The following is an 18104-nucleotide window of genomic DNA, read 5'->3' as shown; positions in this document are numbered from 1 at the left end:
TTCCGGTCATTCCACGATGACTGGCTTTGTGGCCACCATCCTCGCCCTGCTGCTCGTGATCGCCGGCCTGGTGACCGAGTGGCCGTACTGGGTCTGGCCCCTCGCCATGGCCGTCCTGGTCCTCGGGACACTGGCCCTGCTGCGCTCCCAGCGGCGGCGGGCGCCGTTCATCCCGGCCGAGTACACCCGGGAGCCGGAGAGCCCGCTGCCCCAGGTGGAGCGCTGGGAGTGCGTGGTCGAGGGGATTCCCCTGCCCACCAGGGCCGACGACTACGACTGCCTCTTCAGCGCGGTCATCCGCTGGCGCCCGGAGGACGTACTGCCCGGGGCACCACCGGTGAACCACGAGGGTCTCGCGGTGAGTGCCGTACTGGAACGGGCCCGCCGCATCACCACGAATGCCGAGCCGGAGCGCTTGTCCCTGACGGAGCACGTCCTCGCCGGGGAACTCGCGGTGATGCAGGCGGACAGCAGCGGTCGGCTGCTCGCGATGGCGGCCGATGTCCGTCTGAGACTGACCGAGGTGGACCGGCAGCGCCTGGAGAAGCTCGCGACCGTACGCAAAGACGAGGCGGTCTGGGAGCACGAGCGCAAGTGGGAGATGAGCAAGCGCAGTTACCTCAAGGAGGACGTGCTCAAGACCACCGGGTCCGCGGTCGTCTGGTGGCTCGCGAAGCATGAGGAGCAGATCGACAAGACGGTCGACGACATCGGCCTGCTCACCGAACTCGCCTCCGCCGCCAATGACGAGGTGGTGCCGGAGCTGTTCCACCGTTTCGTGCCGGAACTCCGCGAGCACATGGCGGCCGGGGCCGAGCAGCCCCAGACCTCCCCCTCGCCCGCCCCCTGGCCGGGATCGGAGCCGATCTGGGAGGAGCCCGCGTACGAGGAACCGGAGGAGCCCGCGTACCCCGCGTACGGAGAGCCCGAGGAACCGCAGGAGCCCCTCGCCCCCGGTGTGGTGGAGCTGATCCAGCAGGCGATGGACCTGTCGGGCGTCCCCGCCGACCACGTGAACCGCGACCTCTTCCTCGCCAATGTGGCCGAGGCCGCCCGCGCCGCCTCCTTCGGGGACCTCGCCGCCCATCTCGATGAGGCCGACGAAGCAGACGGAACCGAAGAAGCCGATGAAGCCGGCGAGCCCCAGGCACCCGACTCCGAGAACTCCGGCCCCGCCTCCGACGGAGAACCTGGGCACCTGGGACGTAGGCGGTACGAGCCGTGGGATGCGGCGGCCCCGCCCGCCTCCTGGCAGGACGGATCCCGGACTGGGCACGCGAACGGCAGTGCGCCTCGCCCGGACGACCGGCCGACCGGGCGCGAGGATCCTGCCGACCAGCAGCCCGAGGAGGAACCGCCCGTGGACACCGGCCGCTGAAACGCCTGCCCCGGCTCAGAGCACGCAGCAGGGCCCGGCCCCTCCCGAAGAGGTGCCGGGCCCTGCCTCGTCCACGCGGAGCCGCTCAGAGCCCCGCGGCGGCCTTCAGGGCCGGTACGCGGTCCGTCCTCTCCCAGGTGAAGTCCGGGAGTTCGCGGCCGAAGTGGCCGTAGGCCGCGGTCTGGGCGTAGATCGGGCGGAGGAGGTCGAGGTCGCGGATGATCGCGGCGGGGCGGAGGTCGAAGACCTCGGAGACCGCGGACTCGATCTTCTCCGGGGCGATCTTGTGGGTGCCGAAGGTCTCGATGAACAGACCCACCGGCTCCGCCTTGCCGATGGCGTAGGCGACCTGGACCTCGCAGCGCGAGGCGAGGCCCGCGGCGACGACGTTCTTGGCGACCCAGCGCATCGCGTACGCGGCGGAGCGGTCCACCTTGGACGGGTCCTTGCCGGAGAAGGCGCCGCCGCCGTGGCGGGCCATGCCGCCGTAGGTGTCGATGATGATCTTGCGTCCGGTCAGGCCCGCGTCACCCATCGGGCCGCCGATCTCGAAGCGGCCGGTCGGGTTGACCAGGAGGCGGTAGCCCTCGGTCTCCAGCTTGATGCCGTCGTCCAGGAGCGCCTTCAGCTCGGGCTCGACGACGAACTCGCGGATGTCGGGGGCGAGCAGCGAGTCCAGGTCGATGTCCGAGGCGTGCTGCGAGGAGACGACCACGGTGTCGAGGCGGACCGCCTTGTCGCCGTCGTACTCGATGGTGACCTGCGTCTTGCCGTCCGGGCGCAGGTAGGGGATGGTGCCGTTCTTGCGCACCTCGGAGAGCCGCCGGGAGAGGCGGTGGGCCAGGCTGATCGGGAGCGGCATCAGCTCGGCGGTCTCGTCGCAGGCGTAGCCGAACATCAGGCCCTGGTCGCCGGCGCCCTGCCGGTCGAGCTCGTCCTCATCCCCCTCGACCCGGTTCTCGTAGGCCGTGTCCACGCCCTGCGCGATGTCGGGCGACTGCGCGCCGATCGACACCGAGACACCGCAGGAGGCGCCGTCGAAGCCCTTCTTCGAGGAGTCGTAGCCGATCTCCAGGATCTTGTCCCGGACGAGCTGGGCGATCGGGGCGTACGCCTTGGTGGTGACCTCTCCGGCCACGTGCACCAGGCCGGTGGTGATCAGCGTCTCGACGGCGACGCGGGAGGTGGGGTCCTCCCGCAGCAGCGCGTCGAGGATGGTGTCGCTGATCTGGTCAGCGATCTTGTCGGGGTGGCCCTCGGTGACGGACTCCGAGGTGAACAGACGGCGGGACACATCGCTCCCTGGGGTTGCAGCGGCTGCTGGCTGAGCATTGACGGACCCGGCCGGGAGCTGCGCCCGGCGTGGTGGTCCGCGACCAGTTTATCGGTCGGTACGCGCCGCCGGACCAGGTGTCTCCCTAGTTGAGAGCCCTGTGACCTGCGGCACGGGCATTCTGCGTCAGAGACGCCCGGGATAGCCAGGGCCACGCCGCGCGATTCGGGCCCGTTCACAAGCCCGCCATATACCGGGTGACCGGCCACGGAACACCTGATTACCGGCCACGCGGCGGCCAGGTCCGGCCATGCCCCGGAGGGCTTCCCGCGGACTCCGCGGTTCCGGAGTCAAGGGGCCAGACGGGCGGCGACCAGGTCCCAGACGGTGTCGGCGAGGGCTTCCTTGGGACCGTTCGGTACGGGGGTCTCGCTGCCGTCCGCGCCGAGGACCACGGCCTCGTTCTCCTCGGCGCCGAAGGTCTTGCGTTCGCCGACCTCGTTGACCACCAGCAGGTCGCAGCCCTTGCGGGCCAGCTTGGCGCGCCCGTTGACCAGGACGTCGTCGGTCTCGGCGGCGAAGCCCACCACGAGCTGGCCCGGGCGGGGCCGCGCGGCCGCGATCTCGGCGAGGATGTCCGGGTTGCGGACCAGCGCCACGGGCTCCGGCTCCTGGCCGTCCTTCTTCTTGATCTTCCCGGTGGCGTACGAGGCGGGGCGGAAGTCCGCCACGGCGGCGGCCATCACCACGGCGTCGGCGTCCGTGGCCGCCTTCACCACGGCCTCCCGCAGCTCCTTGGCGGTGCCCACGGGGACGACGTCCACCCCGGCCGGGTCGGGCAGCTGCGGATTGGCGGAGACCAGGGTGACCCGGGCTCCGCGCGCGGCGGCGGTACGGGCGAGGGCGTACCCCTGCTTCCCGGAGGAGCGGTTGCCGAGGAAGCGCACCGGGTCCAGGGGCTCGCGGGTGCCGCCCGCGCTGATCACCACATGGCGCCCCGCGAGGTCGGGCTCGCGGATGCCGCGGGCCAGCACCCGGCGGGCCAGGGCGAAGATCTCGGCCGGGTCGGGGAAGCGGCCCTTGCCGGTGTCGGCCCCGGTGAGGCGGCCGACGGCGGGCTCGACGACCAGGGCGCCGCGGCGGCGCAGGGTGGCGACGTTCTCCTGGGTGGCGGGGTGCTCCCACATCTCGGTGTGCATGGCCGGGGCGAAGAGCACCGGACAGCGGGCGGTGAGCAGGGTGTTGGTGAGCAGGTCGTCGGCGAGGCCGTGGGCCGCCTTGGCCAGGATGTCGGCGGTGGCGGGGGCGACGACGACCAGGTCGGCCCGCTGGCCGATGCGCACGTGCGGCACCTCGTGGACGTCGGACCAGACCTCGGTGGCCACCGGGTTCCCGGACAGGGCCGCCCAGGTCGCCGAGCCGACGAAGTGCAGGGCCGCCTCGGTGGGCACGACGCGGACGTCGTGGCCGGATTCCGTGAGCCGCCGCAGCAGCTCGCACGCCTTGTACGCGGCGACTCCGCCGCTGACCCCGAGAACCACCTTGGGCTTGTCCACCGTCTACCTCTCCCTGCTCGCCACCGTTGCCTGCCCGCTCAGGACAGCGCACGGCCGTGTACACGCCACGGCCGGGTCCTGACACACCACAGGCCCGGCGGACACTCTTCCAGCTCTCGCTGGGAGGTGACCGCCGGGCCTGTCGTGAAGTTCACGATCTGGCGCCCGCGGGCGTCCCGATCCTGCTCGTCGGCTGCTTACTGCGCCGGGCCCTCGATGGCCTCGGAGGTGAGCAGACCGGCGTTGATCTCGCGCAGGGCGATCGAGAGCGGCTTCTCGTGGACGTGGGTGTCCACGAGCGGACCGACGTACTCAAGGAGGCCCTCACCGAGCTGCGAGTAGTACGCGTTGATCTGGCGGGCACGCTTGGCCGCGTAGATCACCAGGCTGTACTTCGAGTCGGTGGCCTCGAGGAGCTCGTCGATCGGCGGGTTGATGATGCCCTCGGGCGTGGTGATGGAAGAGGACACGCTCTACCTTCCGAACGATGAGACAGAATGAGACGGAACAGTGGTGTGGCAGTGGATGGTTCTCGGAGGCCGGGCCCCCGCGGTCACACCACGTCCATCAAGGCTAGCAGCTCGCGGGCCACGTCCTCGACGGCGGTGTTGACCAGGGTGGTGTCGAACTCCGACTCCGCGGCGAGTTCGATCTTCGCGGCGTCGAGCCGGCGCTCGATGACCTCCGGCGCCTCGGTGCCCCGGCCGGTGAGCCGGCGCACCAGTTCCTCCCAGGAGGGCGGGGCGAGGAAGACCAGGCGGGCGTCCGGCATCGACTCGCGGACCAGCCGGGCGCCCTGGAGGTCGATCTCCAGGAGCACCGGCTCCCCCGCGCCGAGCCGGTCGAGGACAGCGCCGCGCGGGGTGCCGTACCGGTTGCCCGCGAACTCGGCCCATTCGAGGAGTTCGCCGTTGGCGACGAGCTTGTCGAACTCCTCGTCGGTGACGAAGAAGTACTGCACGCCGTGCTTCTCGCCGGGGCGCGGCCTGCGGGTCGTCGCCGACACCGAGAGCCAGACCTCGGGGTGTTCCTTGCGCATATGGGCGACGACCGTGCTCTTGCCGACCCCGGAGGGGCCGGAGAGCACGGTCAGCCGCGGACGAGCGTCCGGGGGTACGGGGGTCGTCCCCCGGGATGTTGCAGCCATGGAGCGATTATCCAGGTTCCCGGCGGTGCCCGGAAACGTCAGGCCGCGCCACCGCCGAACTCGCGCTCCAGGGAAGCGATCTGGTTGGAACCGAGACCCCGCACACGACGGCTCTCGGAGATGCCGAGCCGTTCCATGATCTGCTTGGCGCGGACCTTGCCGACGCCGGGCAGCGACTCAAGGAGGGCGGAGACCTTCATCTTGCCGATGACGTCGTTCTCCTGACCCTGCTTGATGACCTCGTGGAGCGAGGCGCCGGAGTGCTTGAGTCGATTCTTCACCTCGGCCCGCTCCCGGCGAGCCGCGGCGGCCTTTTCGAGCGCGGCTGCGCGCTGTTCAGGGGTAAGGGGCGGAAGAGCCACGCCTACGTCACCTCGGATGTCGAACTGTCGGATACGGACCGGTGAGGAACCTAGCGGCACCCCACCTGGTGAGCAACGTGCAACGCGCTTGCCCGTTCACTCTCGACGGAGACTAGCGGCCATGGCCGCTCCAGTCAGCGAGAACAGACGAAAAGTCCTGGTCAGCCTCGACTGAGCCCGACATTAGCGGCATAACACCCGAGAATTTTGAGTTCCTGCCACCGCCGGGGGCGCCGAGCGGTGTCGAGCGGGCTCCGCCGGAGCGGTTCCGGGGCGCGCCCGGCGTCCCCGAGCGCGCCGGAGCACGCCCCGACCGGCCCGGCCGCGGCGGCTGCCGCCACGGCCGGGGCCGCCGGTTCAGGCCGGGCCGAGGGCCGCCCGGATCTCGTCCGCGTACCGGTCGGCGGCGGCGCGCAGCCCCGCCGGGTCCGGGCCCGCGCCGAGCACCGCGCGGCTGACGGCGGGCAGCACCCGGTCCGCCGCGCCCGCGAAGAGCCGGGGCAGGTCCGCCGGGGTCGCGCCCTGGGCGCCGATGCCGGGGGCGAGGAGGGGGCCGTTGACCGCGAGGTCCTCTCCCGCTTCGGCGAGGGTGGCGCCGATGACCGCGCCGACCGAGCCGAGCGGCCGGGCGCCCGCGTTCTCGGCGGCGATCTGCCGCAGCATCAGCGCGGCCACACTGCCGCCGTCCGCGGCGCGGGCCCGCTGCACCTCGGCGCCCTCCGGATTGGAGGTGAGGCCGAGGACGAAGACGCCGGTGCCGTGCGCGGCGGCCAGGTCCAGGGCGGGCCGCAGCGAGCCGAAGCCCAGGTACGGGGAGAGGGTCACCGCGTCCGAGAAGAGCGGGGCGCCGGGGCGCAGATAGGTCTCGGCGTAGGCGGTCATGGTGGAGCCGATGTCGCCGCGCTTGGCGTCCATCAGGACCAGGGCGCCTGCCTCCCGGGAGCGGGCCACCGCCGTCTCCAGGACCGCGATGCCGCGCGAGCCGAAGCGCTCGAAGAAGGCCGACTGCGGCTTGAACACGGCCACCCGGTCGGCGAGGGCCTCGACGACGGTGTACGTGAAGCGCTCAAGCCCTGCGATGTCGTCGCCGAGGCCCCAGTCCGTGAGGAGCGAGGCGTGCGGGTCGATGCCGACGCAGAGCGGGCCGCGGGTGTCCATGGCCGCCCGGAGCCGGGTGCCGAAGGGTGCGAGCGGGCTCATGTACGGGCCTTCCGGGTGTCGGCACCGACGGCGTCGGCGAGGGTGGCGTGGCCGCTGGCGCGCAGCCGGGCGGCGAGTTGCTTGTGCAGGGCGCGGGACCAGAAGGGGCCCTGGTAGACGAAGGCGCTGTAGCCCTGGACCAGGCTGGCCCCGGCGAGGATGCGCTGCCAGGCGTCCTCGCCGGTCTCGATGCCGCCGACCCCGATCAGGGTGAGGCGCCCGCCGGTCCGGGTGTACAGGCGGCGCAGGACCTCCAGGGAGCGCTCCTTGAGAGGGGCGCCGGACAGTCCGCCGGTCTCGGCGGTCAGCTCCTCGGGCGAGCTGAGGCCCGCGCGGCCGATGGTGGTGTTGGTGGCGATGATGCCGTCCAGACCGAGTTCGAGGGCGAGGTCGGCCACCGCGTCGATGTCCTCGTCCGCGAGGTCGGGCGCGATCTTGACGAGCAGCGGTACCCGGCGGTGCCCGACCGCCCGGTCCGCCGCCCCGCGCACCGCGGTCAGCAGCGGCCTGAGGTGCTCCACGGCCTGGAGGTCGCGCAGGCCCGGGGTGTTCGGGGAGCTGACGTTGACCACCAGGTAGTCGGCGTGCGGGGCGAGCCGCTCGGCGGACTTCACGTAGTCGGCGGCGGCCTCCGCCTCGGGGACCGCCTTGGTCTTGCCGATGTTGACGCCGACGACGGCCCGGAAGGCGGGCCTGCGGGCGGCGAGGCGGGCGGCGACCGCGGCGGAGCCCTCGTTGTTGAAGCCCATCCGGTTGATCAGCGCGCGGTCGGCGGTCAGCCGGAAGAGGCGCTGCCGCGGGTTGCCGGGCTGCGGCTCGCCGGTGACGGTGCCGATCTCGATGTGGTCGAAGCCGAGCATGGCCATGCCGTCGACGGCGACCGCGTTCTTGTCGAAGCCGGCGGCGAGCCCGAAGGGGCCGTGCATGCGCAGGCCGAGGGCCTCGGTGCGCAGTTCCTCGAAGCGGGGGGCGAGGAGGGCGGCGAGGAAGGTGCGCAGGACGGGGACGCGGGCCGCGCGGCGGATCCAGCCGAAGGCCAGGTGGTGGGCGGCCTCGGGGTCCATCCGCCGGAAGACGAGCCGGAAGAAGAGTGCGTACATGGTGGTGGTGTCCTCATGAAGAGGGGGACACCGGTTCGGTGTCCCCCTCTCTCGGGTGCTAGTCGCGGGTCGCGGTCAGGTGCTCCGCGTGTTCCTGGAGGGAGCGCACTCCGACGTCGCCCTGGTTGAGCGCGTCGATGCCCTGGACGGTGGCCGCGAGCGCCTGGACCGTGGTCAGGCAGGGCACCGAGCGGGCGACCGCGGCGGTACGGATGTCGTAGCCGTCGAGGCGGCCGCCGGTTCCGTAGGGGGTGTTGACGATGAGGTCGACCTCGCCGTCGTGGATGAGCTGGACGATGGTCTTCTCGCCGTTGGGGCCCTCGCCCTCGGAGTGCTTGCGCACCACCTTGGCGTGGATGCCGTTGCGCTTGAGGACCTCGGCGGTGCCGGAGGTGGCGCAGAGCTCGAAGCCGTGGGCGACCAGCTCCCGCGCGGGGAAGATCATCGAGCGCTTGTCCCGGTTGGCGACCGAGATGAAGGCGCGGCCCTTGGTGGGCAGCGGACCGTAGGCGGCGGCCTGCGACTTGGCGTAGGCGGTGCCGAAGACGGAGTCGATGCCCATGACCTCGCCGGTGGAGCGCATCTCCGGGCCGAGCACGGTGTCCACACCGCGGCCGCGGACGTCGCGGAAGCGCGACCAGGGCATCACGGCCTCCTTCACCGAGATCGGCGCGTCGAGCGGCAGGGTGCCGCCGTCGCCGCTCCTCGGGAGCAGGCCCTCGGCGCGCAGTTCGGCGATGGTGGCGCCGAGCGAGATCCGGGCGGCGGCCTTGGCCAGCGGCACCGCGGTGGCCTTCGAGGTGAAGGGGACGGTGCGCGAGGCGCGCGGGTTGGCCTCCAGGACGTAGAGGATGTCCCCGGCCATGGCGAACTGGATGTTGATCAGTCCGCGCACCCCGACGCCCTTGGCGATGGCCTCGGTGGAGGCGCGCAGCCGCTTCACGTCGAAGCCGCCGAGGGTGATCGGGGGCAGCGCGCAGGCCGAGTCGCCGGAGTGGATCCCGGCCTCCTCGATGTGCTCCATGACGCCGCCGAGGTAGAGCTCGGTGCCGTCGTAGAGGGCGTCCACGTCGATCTCGATGGCGTCGTCGAGGAAGCGGTCGACCAGGACCGGGCGGCTCGGGCTGATCTCGGTGGACTCGGCGATGTACGCGGAGAGCCGGGCCTCCTCGTAGACGATCTCCATGCCGCGCCCGCCGAGGACGTAGGAGGGGCGCACCAGGACCGGGTAGCCGATCTCGTCGGCGATGGCCTTGGCCTCGGCGAAGGTGGTGGCGGTGCCGTGCTTGGGCGCGGGCAGTCCGGCCTCGGCGAGGACCTGGCCGAAGGCGCCGCGGTCCTCGGCGGCGTGGATGGCCTCCGGCGGGGTGCCGACGACCGGGACGCCGTTGTCCTTGAGCGCCTGGGACAGGCCGAGCGGGGTCTGCCCGCCGAGCTGGACGACGACCCCGGCGAGCGGTCCGGCCAGCGACTCGGCGTGCACGATCTCCAGTACGTCCTCCAGGGTGAGCGGCTCGAAGTAGAGCCGGTCGGAGGTGTCGTAGTCGGTGGAGACGGTCTCCGGGTTGCAGTTGACCATGACGGTCTCGTAGCCCGCCTCGCTCAGCGCGAAGGAGGCGTGCACACAGGAGTAGTCGAACTCGATTCCCTGGCCGATGCGGTTGGGGCCCGAGCCGAGGATGATCACCGCGGGCCGCTCGCGCGGGGCGACCTCGCTCTCCTCGTCGTAGGAGGAGTAGAAGTACGGGGTCTTCGCGGCGAACTCGGCGGCGCAGGTGTCCACGGTCTTGTAGACCGGGCGGATGCCGAGGACGTGCCGGACCTCGCGGACGACGTCCTCGCGCAGCCCGCGGATGCCGGCGATCTGCGCGTCGGAGAAGCCGTGCCGCTTGGCCTCGGCGAGGAGTTCGGGGCCGAGCTCGTCCGCGGCGGCCAGCTCGTCGGCGATCTCCTTGAGGAGGAAGAGCTGGTCGACGAACCAGGGGTCGATCTTGGTGGCCTCGAAGACCTCCTCGGGGGTGGCGCCCGCCCGGATGGCCTGCATGACGGCGTTGATCCGGCCGTCGGTGGGGCGCACCGCCTCGCGCAGGAGGTCCGCCTTCTCGCCGGGGTCGCCGGTGAAGGCGAACTGCGAGCCCGCCTTCTCCAGGGAGCGCAGCGCCTTCTGCAGGGCCTCGGTGAAGTTCCGGCCGATCGCCATGGCCTCGCCCACCGACTTCATGGTGGTGGTGAGGGTGGAGTCGGCCTGCGGGAACTTCTCGAAGGCGAAGCGGGGGGCCTTGACGACCACGTAGTCGAGGGTCGGCTCGAAGGAGGCCGGGGTCTGCTCGGTGATGTCGTTGGGGATCTCGTCGAGGGTGTAGCCGACGGCGAGCTTGGCGGCGATCTTCGCGATCGGGAAGCCGGTCGCCTTGGAGGCGAGCGCGGAGGAGCGGGAGACCCGGGGGTTCATCTCGATGACGATGACCCGGCCGTCCTCCGGGTTGACCGCGAACTGGATGTTGCAGCCGCCGGTGTCGACGCCGACCTCGCGGATCACCGCGATGCCGATGTCGCGCAGGATCTGGTACTCGCGGTCGGTCAGCGTCATCGAGGGGGCGACGGTGATCGAGTCGCCGGTGTGCACGCCCATCGGGTCGAAGTTCTCGATGGAGCAGACGACCACGACGTTGTCGTGCTTGTCGCGCATCAGCTCCAGCTCGTACTCCTTCCAGCCGAGGATGGACTCCTCCAGGAGCACCTCGGTGGTCGGCGAGAGGGTCAGGCCCTGGCCGGCGATGCGGCGCAGCTCCTCCTCGTCGTGCGCGAAGCCGGAGCCGGCGCCGCCCATGGTGAAGGAGGGGCGGACGACCACGGGGTAGCCGCCGAGGTGGTCGACGCCCGCGAGGACCTCGTCCATGGAGTGGCAGATCACCGAGCGGGCGGACTCGCCGTGCCCGATCTTGCCGCGGACGGCCTCGACGACCTCCTTGAACAGGTCGCGGTCCTCGCCCTTGTTGATCGCCTCGACATTGGCGCCGATCAGCTCGACGCCGTACTTGTCGAGGGTGCCGTTGCCGTGCAGGGAGATCGCGGTGTTCAGCGCGGTCTGGCCGCCGAGGGTGGGCAGCAGGGCGTCCGGGCGCTCCTTGGCGATGATCTTCTCGACGAACTCCGGGGTGATCGGCTCGACGTAGGTGGCGTCCGCGATCTCCGGGTCGGTCATGATCGTCGCCGGGTTGGAGTTGACCAGGACGACCCGCAGGCCCTCGGACTTCAGGACGCGGCAGGCCTGGGTGCCGGAGTAGTCGAACTCGGCCGCCTGGCCGATCACGATCGGGCCGGAGCCGATCACCAGGACGGACTGGATATCGGTGCGCTTAGGCACGCGAGGCCTCCATCAGGGAAACGAAGCGGTCGAACAGGTACGCGGCGTCGTGCGGACCCGCTGCCGCCTCGGGGTGGTACTGGACGCTGAAGGCCGGCCGGTCGAGGAGCCGGAGCCCCTCCACCACCTCGTCGTTGAGGCAGACGTGCGAGACCTCTGCGCGGCCGAAGGGGGTGTCGAAGGGACCGTCGAGGGGGGCGTCGACGGCGAATCCGTGGTTGTGCGCGGTGACCTCGACCTTGCCGGTGGTGCGGTCCTGGACGGGCTGGTTGATGCCCCGGTGGCCGTACTTGAGCTTGAAGGTGCCGAGCCCGAGGGCGCGGCCGAGGATCTGGTTGCCGAAGCAGATGCCGAACAGCGGGGTGCCGCGCTCCAGGACGCCGCGCATCAGGGCGACCGGGTGCTCGGCGGTGGCGGGGTCGCCGGGGCCGTTGGAGAAGAAGACCCCGTCGGGCCCGGCGGCGTACAGCTCCTCCAGGCTCGCGGTGGCGGGCAGCACGCGCACCTCTATGCCGCGCTCGGCCATCCGGTACGGGGTCATGCCCTTGATGCCGAGGTCGACGGCGGCGACGGTGAACCTGCGGGTGCCGTGCGCCGGGACCGTGTAGGCCTCCGCGGTGGCGACCTCGGCGGCGAGGTCGGCGCCCGTCATCTCGGGTGCCTGGCGGACCTCGGCCAGCATGGTGCCCTCGTCGGGCAGCGCGTTGCCGGAGAAGATGCCGACCCGCATGGCGCCGCGCTCGCGCAGGTGGCGGGTGAGGGCGCGGGTGTCCACGCCGCTGATGCCGACGACGCCCTGCGCGGCCAGCTCCTCGTCGAGTGTGCGCCGGGAGCGCCAGTTGGAGGGCTTGCGGGCGGGGTCGCGGACGACATAGCCGGAGACCCAGATCCGCCCGGACTCCGGGTCCTCGTCGTTGACGCCGGTGTTGCCGACGTGCGGGGCGGTCATCACCACGATCTGGCGGTGGTACGAGGGGTCGGTGAGGGTCTCCTGGTAGCCGGTCATGCCGGTGGAGAAGACCGCTTCGCCGAAGGTCTCCCCCACGGCCCCGTAGGCGCGGCCACGGAAGGTGCGGCCGTCCTCCAGGACGAGGACTGCGGGGACCTTCGCGGTCTCCCTGGCGGGGGTGCTCATGGTGTGGCGCCTTCCGTGAGGTACGGGGTGGTGTCGGTGGTGGCCAGGGTGGTGACGGCGGTGACCCAGTCGGCCTGGGCGGCGGAGCGGTCGAGCCGGAAGCCGGAGTCGATCTCCCGCTCGCCGTGCCGCCAGGTGACGATCAGCAGGCCGCCCTCGGTGAGGACCTTGCCCGCGATGCCCTTGTCGAGCCGGGCCCCGCGCAGCCGCCCGCGCGGTACGAAGAAGTCGGCGGCGCCCGGTCGGCGCACGTGCAGCCCCTCGGCGGTGAGGGTCAGCTCCGCCCGGCTCCGGGTGCCCAGGCCGTGCGCGACGATGCGGTCCAGCCAGAGCCCGGCGGTGGTCGAGCCGTGGTAGCGGCCGCTCGCGGTGAGCAGCGCCTCGCCGGGCTCCTCGGGGGCGGCCGGCAGCGGGGGCAGGTCGCTCTGCAGGGTGCCGCGCCACTTCCAGCCCTGGCGCATCAGCCAGTAGAGGAAGGCGACGAACACCGCGAGGCCCACGAGCCAGCCGATCCGTGGGGCCCAGTCGGTGACCTCCGCCGACTTCTGCTCGGCGGCGAGGGAGTAGAGCTGATGGATCACACGAGTTTCCCGTCTGCGACTGTGGCCCGGCCCCGCAGCCAGGTGTGCGTGACGCGACCCGGCAGCTCACGGCCCTCGTAGGGGGTGTTGCGGCTGCGGGAGGCGAAGCCCGCGGGGTCCACCGCTCCACGGTAAGCCGGATCGACCAGCGTGAGGTTGGCTGGCTCGCCGGGTGAGACGGGGCGTCCCTGGCCGGTCAGGCGGCCGATGGCGGCGGGGCGGAAGGACATCCGCTCGGCGAGCTGGGCCCAGTCGAGCAGCCCGGTGTCGACCATCGTGTGCTGGACCACGGAGAGCGCGGTCTCCAGGCCGACCATGCCCATGGCGGCGGCGGCCCACTCGCAGTCCTTGTCCTCGTGCGGGTGCGGGGCGTGATCGGTGGCCACGCAGTCGATGGTGCCGTCGGCGAGGGCCTCGCGCAGGGCGCGCACGTCCCGCTCGGTGCGCAGCGGCGGGTTGACCTTGTAGACGGGGTCGTAGCTGCGGACCAGTTCGTCGGTGAGCAGCAGGTGGTGCGGGGTGACCTCGGCGGTGACGTTCCAGCCCTTGGACTTGGCCCAGCGCACGATCTCCACCGAGCCCGCGGTGGACAGATGGCATATGTGCACCCGGGAGCCGACGTGCGCGGCGAGCAGTACGTCGCGGGCGATGATCGACTCCTCGGCGACCGCGGGCCAGCCGCCGAGCCCGAGTTCGGCCGAGACGACGCCCTCGTTCATCTGGGCGCCCTCGGTGAGCCGGGGCTCCTGGGCGTGCTGGGCGACGACGCCGTCGAAGGCCTTCACGTACTCCAGGGCGCGCCGCATGATGACCGCGTCGTCCACGCACTTGCCGTCGTCGGAGAAGACGACCACCCCGGCCGCCGAGTCGTGCATGGCGCCCAGCTCGGCGAGCTGCCTGCCCTCCAGGCCGACGGTGACGGCGCCGACGGGCTGCACATCGCAGTAGCCGGACTCCTTGCCGAGCCGCCAGACCTGCTCGACGACGCCCGCGGTGTCGGCGACCGGGAAGGTGTTGGCCATGGCGTGCACCGCGGTGAAGCCGCCGGCGGCCGCGGCCTTGGTGCCGGTGAGCACGGTCTCGGAGTCCTCGCGGCCGGGCTCGCGCAGGTGGGTGTGGAGGTCGACGAGCCCGGGCAGCAGCACCCGGCCCGCGGCGTCGACCACCTCGGCGCCCTCGGCGCTCAGCCCCTCGCCGACGGCCTCGATCCTCTCGCCGTCGATCAGTACGTCCTGCGGGGCGCCGCCGAGCACCTTCGCACCTCGGATCAGGGTCTTGCTCATGTCGGTCACTTCTCCTCGGTGGCGGGGGCGGGGGCGGTCTGCTGGGCGGTCTGGTCCTGGCCGCCGAGCAGCAGGTAGAGGACGGCCATCCGGATGGAGACCCCGTTGGCGACCTGCTCGACGACCGTGCAGCGCTCGGAGTCGGCGACCTCGGCGGTGATCTCCATGCCGCGGACCATGGGCCCGGGGTGCATCACGATGGCGTGCCCGGGCATCCGCGCCATGCGCTCGCCGTCGAGCCCGTACCGCCGCGAGTACTCGCGCTCGGTGGGGAAGAAGGCGGCGTTCATGCGCTCGCGCTGGACGCGCAGCATCATCACGGCGTCGGACGCGGGCAGCACCCGGTCGAGGTCGTAGGAGACCGCGCAGGGCCAGCTGCCGACGCCGACCGGCAGCAGGGTCGGCGGGGCGACGAGGGTGACCTCGGCGCCGAGGGTGTGCAGCAGGTCGACGTTGGAGCGGGCGACCCGGCTGTGCAGGATGTCGCCGACCAGGGTGACCCGCTTGCCCGCGAGGTCCTGGCCGAGCCCGGTGTCCCGGCCGACCAGGCGGCGCCGCATGGTGAAGGCGTCGAGCAGGGCCTGGGTGGGGTGCTGGTGGGTGCCGTCGCCCGCGTTGACCACGGCGGCGTCGATCCAGCCGGAGGTCGCGAGCCGGAAGGGCGCCCCGGAGGCGCCGTGCCGGATGACGACCGCGTCCACGCCCATCGCCTCCAGGGTCTGCGCGGTGTCCTTCAGGGACTCGCCCTTGGAGACCGAGGAGCCCTTGGCGCTGAAGTTGATGACATCCGCGGAGAGCCGCTTCTCGGCGGCCTCGAAGGAGATCCGGGTGCGGGTCGAGTCCTCGAAGAAGAGGTTGACGACGGTACGGCCGCGCAGGGTGGGCAGCTTCTTGATCGGCCGGTCGGCGACCCGGGCCATCTCCTCGGCGGTGTCGAGGATCCGGACGGCGTCGTCCTTGGTGAGGTCGGCGGCCGAGATGAGGTGACGCATCATCGGGAGGGCTCCGTAAGAACGTTCAGGATTTTTCCGGCATGCCCCGCGCAGGGGTGCGCGGCGCGGACCGGTCGGAGTCGGTACGTCGCAGGGAGGGGCGCGTCAGCGCTCGCCGGTCTCTTCCGCGGCGGTCGCGCCGAGCAGGACCGTGTCGCGGCCGTCCTCCTCGGCGAGCTGCACCTTGACCGTCTCGCGCAGCGAGGTGGGCAGGTTCTTGCCCACGTAGTCGGCGCGGATGGGCAGTTCGCGGTGGCCCCGGTCGACGAGGACGGCGAGCTGCACGGCGCGGGGGCGGCCGATGTCGTTCAGGGCGTCGAGGGCGGCCCGGATGGTGCGGCCGGAGAAGAGGACGTCGTCGACGAGGACGACCAGGCGGCCGTCGATGCCCTCGGCGGGGATGTCGGTGCGGGCCAGCGCGCGCGGCGGGCGCATCCGCAGGTCGTCGCGGTACATGGTGATGTCCAGCGAACCGACCGGGATCTGCCCGCCGGTGATCTCCTGGAGCTTGGCGCCGAGCCGCTGGGCGAGGAAGACGCCGCGGGTCGGGATGCCGAGGAGCACCACGTCGTCGGCGCCCTTGGCGCGTTCGACGATCTCGTGGGCGATGCGGGTGAGGACCCGCGCGATGTCCGGGCCCTCCAGTACGGGGCGGGCGGAATCGGGGGCGGAAGCGCGCTGCGCACCGCGCGGTGAACTGCTCTGCGAACTGCTCTGGGCGTCCATACGAAACGGACCTCCTTCTCCGTCTCACAGGACGGTGTTAAAGGACGTCGAAATTGCGCCAGCCATCCTACCAGCAGCGATCGGCTCTCTCCTCACCGGCCGTCCACCCCGGCACACTCTTCCCTCGGAAGGGGCGCTCGGACTCCGTTCGGCTTGACGCATCCAAGTAACGCTGCGTAACCTCACAGTGAGTTACCAGCCGCGCGGCGGAGCCGCACGTCGTTACTGCGTCCGGGGAGCCTTATGTCAAGCGAATACGCCAAACAGCTCGGGGCCAAGCTCCGCGCCATCCGTACCCAGCAAGGACTTTCCCTCCATGGTGTCGAGGAGAAGTCCCAGGGGCGCTGGAAGGCGGTCGTGGTCGGCTCCTACGAGCGCGGCGACCGCGCGGTCACCGTGCAGCGCCTTGCCGAGCTGGCGGACTTCTACGGGGTCCCGGTGCAGGAGCTGCTGCCCGGCGGCACTCCCGGGGGCGCGGCCGAGCCGCCGCCGAAGCTGGTCCTCGACCTGGAGCGCCTCGCGCACGTACCGCCGGAGAAGGCGGGCCCGCTCCAGCGTTATGCGGCGACCATCCAGTCCCAGCGGGGCGACTACAACGGCAAGGTCCTCTCGATCCGCCAGGACGATCTGCGCACCCTCGCGGTGATCTACGACCAGTCCCCCTCGGTGCTGACCGAGCAGCTCATCAGCTGGGGCGTGCTCGACGCGGACGCGCGCCGCGCGGTCGCCACCCACGACGAAAGCTGACCTTTCGGAAGAAACGTCACATCGAAGGGCGGGCCCGGAATTCCGGGCCCGCCCTTCGTCTGTGGTGCTCCCCCGGGCAGACCCGCGGGAGCACCGGAAACGGCTGGGGGGCTTCACCGTCCTGTGTGGTGTCCGCGGTGTCCGGTGCGTGCTCTCGGTGCGGCGAGCGTGCGTGCCGGGCGCCGTGGGCGCCGTGCGGGACGGTGAAGACGCCCCCTAGTGCGCCTCGTCCCGGCGCAGGCTGGGCTTGAGCTCCTTCAGCCGGCCGAGGAGTCCGTTGACGAAGGACGGCGAGTCGTCCGTCGAGAACTCCTTGGCGAGCTGCACGGCCTCGTCCAGCACCACGGCGTCCGGGGTCTCGTCGACCCAGAGCAGCTCGTACGCCCCGATCCGCAGGATGTTGCGGTCGACGACGGGCATCCGGTCCAGCGTCCAGCCGACCGCGTACTGCGCGATCAGCTCGTCGATGCGGGCGGCGCGCTCGGCGTAGCCCGCGACCAGCTCCCTGGTGTACTCGCTGACCGGCGGCTGCCGGGTGTCGGAGCGCGCGTGCCGGATCCAGTCGGCGAGCACCGTCAGGACGTCGGTGTCGCGCTGATCGGACTCGAAGAGGATCTGGAAGGCGCGCTTGCGGGCCGTATTGCGGGCAGCCACGGTTAGCTGTTCACCCGGCCGAGGTAGTCGCTCGAACGGGTGTCGACCTTGATCTTCTCGCCGGTGGTGATGAAGAGCGGCACCTGGATCTGGTGGCCGGTCTCCAGGGTGGCGGGCTTGGTGCCACCGGTGGAGCGGTCGCCCTGGACGCCCGGCTCGGTCTCCTGGATGACGAGCTCGACGGCGGCGGGCAGCTCGACGAAGAGCACCTCGCCCTCGTGCTGCGCGACGGTGGCGGTGAAGCCCTCGATCAGGAAGTTGGCGGCGTCGCCGACGGACTTGCGGTCGACGTGCAGCTGGTCGTAGGTCTCCATGTCCATGAAGACGAAGTAGTCGCCGTCCATGTAGGAGAACTGCATGTCGCGCTTGTCGACAGTGGCCGTCTCGACCTTGACGCCGGCGTTGAAGGTCTTGTCGACGACCTTGCCGGAGAGCACGTTCTTGAGCTTGGTGCGCACGAAGGCCGGGCCCTTGCCGGGCTTGACGTGCTGGAACTCGACGACGGACCAGAGCTGGCCTCCGTCGAGCTTGAGCACCATGCCGTTCTTGAGGTCGTTCGTGGAAGCCACGGTTGCGGAATCTCCTGGACTGACGCGATGGACG

General features: G+C 71.5%; 17 protein-coding genes. 2 read left to right on the top strand and 15 right to left on the bottom strand.

Features of this window, described 5'->3' with window-relative positions; genetic code table 11:
- Positions 1 to 16 precede the first annotated feature (16 nt).
- Positions 17 to 1378 (top strand): phage holin family protein, encoded by a 1362-nt coding sequence (locus MID12_RS29205; RefSeq protein ID WP_263171980.1) that lies wholly within the window; start codon positions 17 to 19, stop codon positions 1376 to 1378.
- Between the two features lie 85 nt (positions 1379 to 1463).
- On the opposite strand, the gene metK is transcribed toward MID12_RS29205, so the two are convergent.
- From metK to pyrR, 13 genes are all read right to left on the bottom strand, one after another.
- Complete coding sequence (metK, locus tag MID12_RS29200; RefSeq protein ID WP_040255112.1) at positions 1464 to 2672, bottom strand: methionine adenosyltransferase; 1209 nt, start codon at positions 2670 to 2672, stop codon at positions 1464 to 1466.
- Positions 2673 to 3001: 329 nt separating this feature from the next.
- A complete protein-coding gene (coaBC, locus tag MID12_RS29195; protein ID WP_263171977.1) occupies positions 3002 to 4207 on the bottom strand; it encodes a bifunctional phosphopantothenoylcysteine decarboxylase/phosphopantothenate--cysteine ligase CoaBC in 1206 nt (401 codons plus the stop codon).
- A 197-nt stretch (positions 4208 to 4404) separates the two neighbouring features.
- The gene (rpoZ, locus tag MID12_RS29190; protein ID WP_003970369.1) at positions 4405 to 4677 is read right to left on the bottom strand and encodes a DNA-directed RNA polymerase subunit omega; all 273 of its coding nucleotides are present in this window, start codon (positions 4675 to 4677) and stop codon (positions 4405 to 4407) included.
- A gap of 83 nt (positions 4678 to 4760) precedes the next feature.
- Positions 4761 to 5354 carry a guanylate kinase gene (gene gmk, locus MID12_RS29185; RefSeq protein ID WP_052482686.1) on the bottom strand — a complete coding sequence of 198 codons (594 nt, stop codon included), beginning with the start codon at positions 5352 to 5354 and terminating at the stop codon, positions 4761 to 4763.
- Between the two features lie 38 nt (positions 5355 to 5392).
- Complete coding sequence (locus MID12_RS29180) at positions 5393 to 5716, bottom strand: integration host factor (protein ID WP_005319887.1); 324 nt, start codon at positions 5714 to 5716, stop codon at positions 5393 to 5395.
- Positions 5717 to 6073: 357 nt separating this feature from the next.
- On the bottom strand, positions 6074 to 6916 hold the full coding sequence (pyrF, locus tag MID12_RS29175; protein WP_040255109.1) for an orotidine-5'-phosphate decarboxylase: 843 nt from the start codon (positions 6914 to 6916) through the stop codon (positions 6074 to 6076).
- Positions 6913 to 8016 (bottom strand): quinone-dependent dihydroorotate dehydrogenase, encoded by a 1104-nt coding sequence (locus tag MID12_RS29170; RefSeq protein WP_040255108.1) that lies wholly within the window; start codon positions 8014 to 8016, stop codon positions 6913 to 6915. Before MID12_RS29170 ends, pyrF begins: the two co-directional genes overlap by 4 nt.
- 58 nt (positions 8017 to 8074) lie before the next feature.
- Positions 8075 to 11383 (bottom strand): carbamoyl-phosphate synthase large subunit, encoded by a 3309-nt coding sequence (carB, locus tag MID12_RS29165; protein WP_263171956.1) that lies wholly within the window; start codon positions 11381 to 11383, stop codon positions 8075 to 8077.
- Complete coding sequence (carA, locus tag MID12_RS29160; protein ID WP_040255104.1) at positions 11376 to 12518, bottom strand: glutamine-hydrolyzing carbamoyl-phosphate synthase small subunit; 1143 nt, start codon at positions 12516 to 12518, stop codon at positions 11376 to 11378. Before carA ends, carB begins: the two co-directional genes overlap by 8 nt.
- Complete coding sequence (locus tag MID12_RS29155) at positions 12515 to 13099, bottom strand: hypothetical protein (RefSeq protein WP_263171953.1); 585 nt, start codon at positions 13097 to 13099, stop codon at positions 12515 to 12517. The genes carA and MID12_RS29155 overlap by 4 nt, the downstream gene beginning before the upstream one ends.
- On the bottom strand, positions 13096 to 14382 hold the full coding sequence (locus MID12_RS29150) for a dihydroorotase (RefSeq protein WP_263171951.1): 1287 nt from the start codon (positions 14380 to 14382) through the stop codon (positions 13096 to 13098). The genes MID12_RS29155 and MID12_RS29150 overlap by 4 nt, the downstream gene beginning before the upstream one ends.
- Before the next feature lie 5 nt (positions 14383 to 14387).
- The gene (locus MID12_RS29145) at positions 14388 to 15377 is read right to left on the bottom strand and encodes an aspartate carbamoyltransferase catalytic subunit (RefSeq protein ID WP_263171949.1); all 990 of its coding nucleotides are present in this window, start codon (positions 15375 to 15377) and stop codon (positions 14388 to 14390) included.
- 102 nt (positions 15378 to 15479) lie between these two features.
- Positions 15480 to 16100, bottom strand: a complete 621-nt coding sequence (gene pyrR, locus MID12_RS29140) for a bifunctional pyr operon transcriptional regulator/uracil phosphoribosyltransferase PyrR (protein ID WP_040255101.1) — start codon at positions 16098 to 16100, stop codon at positions 15480 to 15482.
- Positions 16101 to 16343: 243 nt separating this feature from the next.
- Between pyrR and bldD the strand changes: the two genes are divergently transcribed.
- Positions 16344 to 16847, top strand: a complete 504-nt coding sequence (gene bldD, locus MID12_RS29135; protein WP_040255100.1) for a transcriptional regulator BldD — start codon at positions 16344 to 16346, stop codon at positions 16845 to 16847.
- 216 nt (positions 16848 to 17063) lie between these two features.
- Here the strand turns inward: bldD and nusB are convergent, their stop codons facing one another.
- Entirely contained in the window at positions 17064 to 17501 is a 438-nt protein-coding gene (gene nusB, locus MID12_RS29130; protein ID WP_040255099.1) for a transcription antitermination factor NusB, read from the bottom strand.
- A gap of 2 nt (positions 17502 to 17503) precedes the next feature.
- Complete coding sequence (efp, locus tag MID12_RS29125) at positions 17504 to 18070, bottom strand: elongation factor P (protein ID WP_040255098.1); 567 nt, start codon at positions 18068 to 18070, stop codon at positions 17504 to 17506.
- Positions 18071 to 18104: the final 34 nt, after the last annotated feature.

It is taken from the genome of Streptomyces sp. SCSIO ZS0520 (genome assembly GCF_025643355.1).
GTDB classification, from domain to species: Bacteria; Actinomycetota; Actinomycetes; order Streptomycetales; family Streptomycetaceae; genus Streptomyces; species Streptomyces physcomitrii.
The sequence above is the reverse complement of the archived record's forward strand: the minus strand, read 5'-3'. Positions and strand labels throughout refer to the sequence as shown.